The organism is Ruegeria sp. CDSB086 (genome assembly GCF_059611065.1).
Genome location: NZ_JBXWOV010000014.1, coordinates 61,956 through 70,669, shown reverse-complemented (window position 1 = coordinate 70,669; position 8,714 = coordinate 61,956). Strand labels below are relative to the sequence as shown.

The window sequence follows — 8,714 nt, the reverse complement described above, 5'->3', positions numbered from 1 at the left end:
GGTTGTTCAGTGTTTCCTGATGAAAACCGCAAAGGTCCGCAAGCTCATCCACACCAAATCCTGAATCCGCAAGATGGGCCCTGATTAGGCCTTTCAGTCCCGCAAGGAAATCCTGCGGGGCGGCCAGATCTTCATCCATAACCCTGTAGTCTGGGGGGTTTTCCAGTGCCTCTGGTCGTAGTCTGTAACTTAACCAGCTGGAGGGAAACCTGATCGAAAAACCTTGAGGATTGCACTTGATTGCCCGAACGCCGTGAAACTGACCGGGCAGCGCATCCGGGTCACTGACGCGAAGAATGACCTGGTTGGGGTCCCACCTGAAATCCAGGACACGGTGTAACAGGGATATCCAAATACTCGTCAGAAACGCATCGGTTTGGCTGGGAGAAACCGAAATTTGGAAGTTCCTTTTGGCACTGAAATACGCGTGCTCTCCTTCGACAAAGAGGGATTGCGTAACGGCATTGGATTCTTTGGAAACCGCTTGTGTGAACCTGGTAAAAAAATCTCCCAATGTAAGGGCTTCTGCCAGCATATCGCCAAGCGGGAGAAATTTGACAAGATCGACGGATTGCCCGACCCGTGCGCAAAAATCCGGTGAAGTGGCTTCTGCCACGGCCTGATAGATTTGGTAGACGGTATCGTGGCGCAGGAAATTCTTCGGGTCCATTACCTGCGCTTCGTTCAACCCCAGAGGATCCAGAACAAACGCGGGTTCGACCCCCACGCTGCGAAGCGCTGCGACAACCGGACCCGCAACTGAAGCCCTGACGAGTGGCAGCGACTGATCCGTGTTATTACCAAGTCTTCTTGTCATCTCTTCTCCAGAAATTCGCAATATTCTCGAGTGTAGGAAATTCCCACAATAAAATTATGAAATCTTGCAGTTTCCCAAAGCTAATTTTCTCGAACCGGTAATCTGTCAGGCATCAAGTTATTCGAATTCTATAATGACTCCTAATTGCGCCTTTTGCGATTCTTGAAGATTGGAGCCCTAATGAACGGATGCCTGATGCGCATACTTGTGCCCGCAGTACTGGCTGCGAGCCATCTGTTTCCAACTCATGCCGCTTCACAGGAAGAAAGTTTCCCGATCCTTTTCACAAATGTTCATGTCTTTGACGGGGTGAACGAGGCGCGGATCGAGAACGCAAATGTTTTGGTCGTCGATAACCTGATCGCCGAGGTCTCGACTGAGCCGCTTGTCGTTGCCAATGCGCAAATCATCGAGGGCGGTGGGCGCACACTGATGCCCGGAATGCATGATCAACACGTGCATCTTACCGTGTTCAACCCTCTCAGCGATGGTTTGCGCCAGAATATCACACCCTTTCATCTTGGCGGCGTCGCGACAATTCGGTCTGAACGCATCCTGATGAATGGGTTCACCACTGTCCGGGACCTAGGCGGACCAGCAAAATCCATCGCTCGCATTATAGATTCCGGCATGTTTCCCGGGCCGCGCATTTACTCCTCTGAAGCCTTCATCACCCAGACATCCGGGCACGCGGACTTCCGTAAACTGAACGACCGGCATCCCACACTGTCTGGGCAAGGACCATCACATTGGGTCGAAAGTGAAATGAGCTTTATAGCCGATGGGCCGGATCAGATCCGGATGGCCGTACGCGAGAACCTGCGCCGCGGGGCAACCCAGATCAAAATTATGGTCAGCGGCGGTGTTACGTCCGAGTTCGACCCCCTGCATTCGCTTCAGTACCAAGCCGATGAAATCCAGATGGCAGTCAAAACCGCCGAACAGTGGGGCACATATGTGACCTGCCATGTGTTCACTGAACAGGCGATCCGAAACTGTATCGACAATGGCGCGAAGACCGTCGAACACATCCCGTTTCTGACTCCGGAAGTGGCCGAGGTCATGGTTCAAAAACAGATCATGTTTGCGACCGCCGTGGCTCCGGTCTACTCGGTCTCCACCGAGCAGGCCGAAGCATTTTACACACCAGCGTCGTTTGCGAAGTGGAAGACGGTGCGGGATGCCGCGGCCAACATGATTGAAGTAATTCAAACCACGCCAGGCATGATCGACCTCTATACCCTGGGCACTGACCTCATCAACAACTGGGACCAAACGCTAGAGCAGGACAAGAAGATGAGCGACGAGTTCAAATACCTGCTTGAAGCGAATTTCACACCCTTCGACATATTGCGCATCGCAACTTCAAACGGCGCGCGCATGAACCGTCTTACTGGTTTGAACAATCCTTATCAGGACGGCCCGCTGGGTGTGGTCGAAGTGGGTGCATACGCCGATCTTCTATTGGTCGACGGGAACCCGCTGGAGGACATCCTGCTGCTATCCGATCCCGACACCAATCTGAAGATCATCATGAAAGATGGCGTGATCTACAAGAACACACTCGACTGAGTGTCGCGTGGGGTGAACTTACCTCGGCGCCCCGCGCACTAAATTTTAAGGGAGAGAAGGACATGAGTATTTCGACAAAGACGGCTGCCGTCGCGAGCCTCGTTTTTTGCACGGCCACTGCCGCATTTGCACAGGATACCCTGCCGCAAACCCTGTTCACCAACGTCCATGTCTTTGACGGAGTAAATGAGGCGCGGATCGAGAACGCCAGCGTTCTGGTTGAAGGCAACTTGATCAAAGAAGTGTCCACCGAGGCCATCGACGCGCCTGGCGCGACGGTTGTGGATGGAGGTGGTCGCACATTGATGCCGGGGTTGATTGATGCGCATGTGCACATGGCGATCACGGAGCCGGTTGCGGATCTCAGGGACAATTTTGATTGGATGTACTGGGGGGCCGTTTCCACGATCGAAGCAGAAAAGATGCTGTTGCGCGGCTTTACTTCCGTCCGTGATGCGGGTGGGCCGGCGATGGGGCTTCAAAAAGCCATCGACCGGGGTAAAGCAATTGGCCCCCGTATTTACCCGTCCGGGCCAGTGATCTCACAGACGTCCGGGCATGGTGAACATCGGCACTACACAGAACCGCACCCAAACTTCGAAGGGGCGTCGCCGTCGTTTTTTAATCAGCACGTTGAGTTTCTAGCCGACGGTGTTCCAGAAGTTCTGCGCGCGACGCGGGAAGCACTGCGTCTGGGCGCATCGCAAATTAAGGTCATGGCTGGCGGAGGTGTGTCTTCCAGCGTAGACCCATTACACACAGTTCAATTCTTACCGGAAGAACTGGAAGCTGCTGTCAAAGCTGCGGCAGATTGGGATACCTACGTTCTGGTGCACGTCTACAACGACGAGAGCATTCTGCGGTCCATCGAGGCAGGTGTGCAGAGCATCGATCATGCACAATTGATGACCGAGGTGTCGGCGCAGGCGATCAAGGACGCGGATGTTTGGGTTGTGCCATTCTTCTCGCTGCTGGGGCTGGATGCCGAAACAGTCACCAAAGCGCTTGGTCCGTTGGCTGCGCCCAAGTTCCTCGAGGTTCAGGGCGGGGCGAGAAACCAGATGCGGTTGCTGAAAGAATTCGGGATCGAAAAAGTCGCCTTTTCAACCGACATTATTGGGGATCCTGTCGCTCTCACCAAACAGAACGATGAGTTCAAGTACCGTCTCGAACAATGGTCATCCTACGAAGTTCTAATGCAAGCAACCTCTAAAGCCGGTGAATTGTTGGCCCTGTCAGGCAAACTCAACCCCTATCCCGAAGGCCCGCTCGGTGTGATTGCAGAAGGTGCGTATGCCGACATTCTACTGGTCGATGGAAACCCCGTCGAGGATGCCCTGATCATGACGGATTACGAGAACAACTTCGATCTGATCATGAAAAACGGCGTGATCTACAAGAACACGCTGGAATAAAAGGAAAGTGGGGTGGTCTATCTTTGATAACCCCACACGTCAGCCAAGAAACCTTCCCTGAAAGGAAAGACTGTGAAACATCTCAGCCTTGGCGTCTTTATGGCGATCTGTGGTTCAATTGTTGCTGCTGAAGATGCCGAAAGCATGCGTACGTTTTTGTTCATTGGCACGTCCAATAGCGCCGCTTGGGAAATGCAGATCGCCAATCCGGGGGATCGCGCAGTCTCGGTGAAGGGCGGGATCGAAGCGCTCGGTGGAGAGCTTTTGAGCTATTACTGGGGGCTTGGAAACGGGAAGAACTACATCACTGTTTCCCTGCCAGACGATCCAACCTTTATCCAGGCCTTCTATGTCAGCCGCCTCGGCGACGGCCTGTTGGATGACTACCAAATGATCGAATTGATGAGCAGCGCCGACATGGCTGTGGCACTGGAACGTGTTCCCGAAATCAAAGCTGTGGATAACGTAAAGTGATTGGAGGTTCGTCGCACCAGAGATCGTATCTTCCACCACGACCGACCCTTGCCACCGCATTATTGAGCGCCTTTGCACTATTTGGTGGTGCTGCTGATGCCCAGGAAAATGCTGCTCAGGCGAAACTTGAGGCCGCAGCCCAGGTATCGTTGGGTGGTCCGGGATCAGCCAGCGCGCAGCAGGAGCAAGACAGGTTGCGCCGGCTGGAAGATTCGCGTTGGCCCGGTTTGGACCGTGCCATTGATCCAACCGAAACCGCTTTGGGTCGATTTCGGGAAAACACCGGATTGGCGCTCAGCTTTGATTACCAAGCGCTATACCAACGCAGTTCTCACAGCCTGACCGGGCAGGACGAATCTGCATCCGGTCAGCTCAGGATGGTTGGGACGTGGGAATTGGCAAACCGGGGTGGTGAAAACCCGGGTAGCCTTGTCTTTATTCTGGAGAACCGACACCGGTTGGGCCAGTCCATTGCACCCTCAGCACTGCCTGCGCAAATTGGATATCAAGGGGCAACTGCGGTCACGTTTGGGGACACGAACACGACCTTGTCGGTAGCTTACTGGCAACAAGCCTTCGCAAACGGACGAGGAGGAGTGGTGGCGGGTCGGATCGATCCGGGCGACTACTCTGACATTCTGGGTTACGTGAACCCAAGGACGACCTTTTCGAACTATTCAATCCTGTTTAGCCCGGTGCTGCCAATCCCCGATCCCGGTTTTGGTGTCACGGTCGGCGGCTACCTGACGGATCAAATTTATGCGTTAGGGGTGGTCAGCGATGCCAATGGGTCTCTCACAGACATTGAGTGGTTTTCCGGGGGTAGCGAATTCTACAAATACGCCGAGATCGGCTGGACGCCCGAAAAATCAAAACGATTTCTGACAAACGTTCATCTGGGGATGTTTCACACGGATGCGCGCCAACAAGTTGGCGTACCGGAAACATATGGAGCCACACTTTCTGCCAACCATACATTCGACAACCAACTGATGATCTTCGGACGGCTGGGATGGTCCAATGGCGGCGGTGCGTTGGCCAAGCGTGCAGTCAACGCAGGCTTGATGTGGCGACCTGGCCCCTATGATGATCTCCTTGGCATAGCGGCCACTGTTGCCGACCTGACGACACCAGGATTGCCCAATCAAACGACACTTGAAGCTTTCTACCGTTTGGACTTGGCCGACAATCTGGCACTGACGGCAGACGTGCAATACCTGAAAAATCCCGGATCAAACTCGAACGACCCGCTGGTCTTGGGACTGAGACTGAGGGTCAATCTTTGATGAATGCCGGGTAGCAGTTTCCGTTCGGGCTTCATTTTGGCCGGAACGGGCGGGGGCGGCAAGTGAGTGGGTCGCCCCCAACTATTTTTGATGGCAGACCTTTTCGGTCTCCTTATGATCTCTTCAGTCTTTATGTGGGAGCTTTAGTGTCATGACGCGATACATCTACGGTTTGGTTATTTTGCTCTTTGCTGCGGCGGTTTCGACGTCAAACGCTGTTCCAGCGTACGCACAGAACGCGGCGAGTGAACAGGAACCTGCCGAGGTACAGCAAGAAGATCTCTTAACTCAGGTTGCCGACAAATCAATTTCTGCCGGTGACCTGGAGATACTGCTTGTTCCGCTGACGACTGATGAGCTTTCAGAAATTGCTGTTGCCTGGCAAGACCATGTTCGCAACCAACTTGAAGAAATTGCCCGTATCAATCTTAGCCTTCAGGCCGGAAACGAAGCGCAAGAAGATGACCTGAGATCACAGCTTTCTTTGATAAACGACACTGGCACTGTAATTTTGGATAATTACACTCTGGTCTTGAACGAATGGGCCCTAAAGGGTGCCGCCGAAGAAGACCTGAAACCGCATACCGATTATCTTTTAGCGCTCAAAACTGGCGTGCTTAAAACAACGGATTTACAGACTTTATTTCATAACGCTCTCCAATGGTTGGTTTCCTGGGAGGGAGGTGCTGGTCTTCTATTGGCTGGGTTGGGTGTTTTGGCTGCTGTTTGGGTTATGATGTTTGTAGCCAAAATGGTGCGTCGTTTAACTGAGCGCGGTCTTGAAAAGATACCAACAATATCGCGGATGCTTAAGAAATTCATTGCGACCGCAGTGTTTTGGGCGGTCTTTATTCTCGGCATTCTGGTTGTACTTGCCTTGTTCGGTGTGAACGTCACTCCTTTGTTTGCAATATTTGGTGGTTTGTCTTTCATTCTTGGCTTTGCGCTTCAGGAAACGCTAGGCAATCTCGCCAGCGGACTGATGATCATGGTTTTAAAGCCATTCGATACCGGAGACTATATTCAGGTTGGCGGGTCATCTGGTTTTGTTGACGAGATGTCGGTCGTTTCGACAAAAATCCGAACCTTCGACAACCAGATCATCATTGTGCCGAATAGTAAGATCTGGGGTGACGTAATCACAAATGTCAGCGCATCTGATGAGCGTCGCGTCGATCTGGTTTTTGGGATCGCGTATTCAGACAACGCTGCTCACGCAATCGATGTTCTGAAGGAATTGGTCGCAAGACATGAACTATGCCTGAAGTCGCCTGATCCAGAAATATTTGTTGGTGAACTTGGCGACAATTCAGTCAATATCTTTTGTCGACCGTGGTCCAAGTCTGACGACTATTGGACTGTCTATTGGGACCTCACAGGACAAGCCAAGGAGCGGTTTGACCAAGAGGGAATATCAATACCGTTCCCGCAGCGCGATGTTCACCTGATCCCAGTGGAAGGAGTAAAGACATGAGAGCATTAGTAATATGGATGATGTCCTTTCTGCTTCTTTGCAGTGTAGCCTCGGCTCAGTCAGAAGAAATACTGCTGCCACAGCAGGAGCGAGAAGATCCCGAATTCATAGCACCGGTTATTGTCGACGGGGATGAGCTTTTTGTCGTCCGCGGATCCAGCGCATTGCCCGCAACGGACAGGGCCGCAAAGATTGAAGAAAGAATTGCTCAAGTCGCGGATAGATCAGAGAGCAAAACGGTCGACATCCAAATCTCCCGGGCTGAATTTGGACAACTCGTACGCGTCGACGGCCATATGGTCACCATTACCACTCAGGCTGATGCCGACCACGAACAGATGGACATTGAAGTTCTGGCCGGGCTGCAAGCAGAGGCCATCGAAAATGCCATTTTAAAGTACCGGGAAGCGCGATCCAGCGAAGGCCGCGTTGACAGCGCCTTGGCCGCTGTCGCTTGGACGGCGTTGTTTGCACTGGTGTCATACTTCTTCTTTGCCAAACGGAAGAAGTTTCTGGGCTACGTCAGAAACAACTTGGAAAAGAGAGCGGAAAGCGTCGAGGAAGCTACAAAGTCAATCCTACGAAGCAGGGCAATCGCGTCTATCATCGTTTATTCAATTCATGCTTTGATGTGGGTGCTGTTTCTGTTTTTTCTCTATTACTACCTGTCCTTGGTTTTGCTGTCATTCGCGGAAACCCAGGCCATCGCTCAAGTTCTTCTAAAGTACGTTAGTGAGCCATTGATAAATGTTGTGCTGGCTGTCGTTGGGTACATCCCAAACCTGATCATGCTGGTGATTATTGCAGCCTTATGTCGATTTGCGATCCGCGGCCTTGATCTGTTCTTTGACAACCTGGAGAACGGTGCATTCGAAATCAAAGATTTCGAGGCGCACTGGATCGCGCCAACGAACATGCTGTTCAGGGCTTTGATCATCGTGATCGCACTGGTGTTCGCCTACCCATACATTCCGGGCTCAGGTTCCCGGGCGTTTCAAGGCCTGACAATTCTTGCCGGTATCATGGTCTCGTTGGGATCTAACACAGTTGTATCGAACATGATGGCAGGTCTGTTTGTCATCTATCGGCGCAGCACGAATGTTGGTGATCGAATAATGGTTGGCGACAAGATAGGGGACGTAACCGAAATCAAGCTTATGGAAACACTTATCAAATCCATCAAAAACGAAATGATCAGTATTCCAAACGCTCAGTTGTTGAACTCAGAGGTCGTGAATTATTCGCGCAAAGTCGATGGTCGAGGCCTTCTCGTACACACGACGGTCGGGATCGGGTACGAGGAGCCGCCAAAAAAAATCACGGCAATGTTGATAGAGGCGGCTCATCGCACACAGAGTTTGAAGAAAAACCCGGAGCCTTTTGTACTTTGGACACAGTTGGCTGACTATGCCATCAATTACGAAATTAACGCATACACATCTCGAGGATCGAGTTTGCCTAAGATTCTGTCTGATCTACACCAAAACATCGTGGAAGTGTTCAACGAGAACGGTACGCAAATTATGACACCGTCCTACATGGCTGACCCGCCAAGTCCTAAGATTCCCACTGAGGAATGGGATGGAAAGCTTGCTCATATAGCGGAGTAAAAGAATACCAAGTCCACTCTGGGTCCACTAAACCCCGCCCTTGCAGGTTGTCGGAATAGTTTGATT

Annotated in this window: 7 protein-coding genes; 6 read left to right on the top strand and 1 reads right to left on the bottom strand. The window is 52.0% G+C overall.

Annotation, left to right across the window (positions count from 1 at the left end):
• Positions 1-817 (bottom strand): AraC family transcriptional regulator ligand-binding domain-containing protein (locus AC2FIO_RS21565; protein WP_496699913.1); only part of this gene is annotated, 817 nt, incomplete at its 3' end.
• A gap of 195 nt (positions 818-1,012) precedes the next feature.
• Between AC2FIO_RS21565 and AC2FIO_RS21560 the strand changes: the two genes are divergently transcribed.
• The 6 genes from AC2FIO_RS21560 to AC2FIO_RS21535 all read left to right on the top strand — a co-directional run bounded on the left by AC2FIO_RS21560 (position 1,013) and on the right by AC2FIO_RS21535 (position 8,648).
• A complete protein-coding gene (locus AC2FIO_RS21560; protein WP_472722354.1) occupies positions 1,013-2,389 on the top strand; it encodes a metal-dependent hydrolase family protein in 1,377 nt (458 codons plus the stop codon).
• Between the two features lie 62 nt (positions 2,390-2,451).
• Positions 2,452-3,804, top strand: a complete 1,353-nt coding sequence (locus tag AC2FIO_RS21555; protein WP_496699912.1) for a metal-dependent hydrolase family protein — start codon at positions 2,452-2,454, stop codon at positions 3,802-3,804.
• A 72-nt stretch (positions 3,805-3,876) separates the two neighbouring features.
• Positions 3,877-4,278 carry a hypothetical protein gene (locus AC2FIO_RS21550; RefSeq protein ID WP_496699911.1) on the top strand — a complete coding sequence of 134 codons (402 nt, stop codon included), beginning with the start codon at positions 3,877-3,879 and terminating at the stop codon, positions 4,276-4,278.
• A 62-nt stretch (positions 4,279-4,340) separates the two neighbouring features.
• Positions 4,341-5,564 carry a carbohydrate porin gene (locus AC2FIO_RS21545; protein ID WP_496699910.1) on the top strand — a complete coding sequence of 408 codons (1,224 nt, stop codon included), beginning with the start codon at positions 4,341-4,343 and terminating at the stop codon, positions 5,562-5,564.
• A 151-nt stretch (positions 5,565-5,715) separates the two neighbouring features.
• Positions 5,716-7,038 carry a mechanosensitive ion channel family protein gene (locus tag AC2FIO_RS21540; protein ID WP_282171048.1) on the top strand — a complete coding sequence of 441 codons (1,323 nt, stop codon included), beginning with the start codon at positions 5,716-5,718 and terminating at the stop codon, positions 7,036-7,038.
• Positions 7,035-8,648 (top strand): mechanosensitive ion channel family protein, encoded by a 1,614-nt coding sequence (locus AC2FIO_RS21535; RefSeq protein ID WP_282121340.1) that lies wholly within the window; start codon positions 7,035-7,037, stop codon positions 8,646-8,648. The genes AC2FIO_RS21540 and AC2FIO_RS21535 overlap by 4 nt, the downstream gene beginning before the upstream one ends.
• Positions 8,649-8,714 lie beyond the last annotated feature (66 nt).

Bases quoted from the DNA above. Each gene is read 5' to 3' on its own strand.
- AC2FIO_RS21560 (WP_472722354.1), top strand. From the start codon at position 1,013: ATGCGCATACTTGTGCCCGCAGTACTGGCTGCGAGCCATCTGTTTCCA.
- AC2FIO_RS21555 (WP_496699912.1), top strand. From the start codon at position 2,452: ATGAGTATTTCGACAAAGACGGCTGCCGTCGCGAGCCTCGTTTTTTGC.
- AC2FIO_RS21540 (WP_282171048.1), top strand. From the start codon at position 5,716: ATGACGCGATACATCTACGGTTTGGTTATTTTGCTCTTTGCTGCGGCG.
- AC2FIO_RS21535 (WP_282121340.1), top strand. From the start codon at position 7,035: ATGAGAGCATTAGTAATATGGATGATGTCCTTTCTGCTTCTTTGCAGT.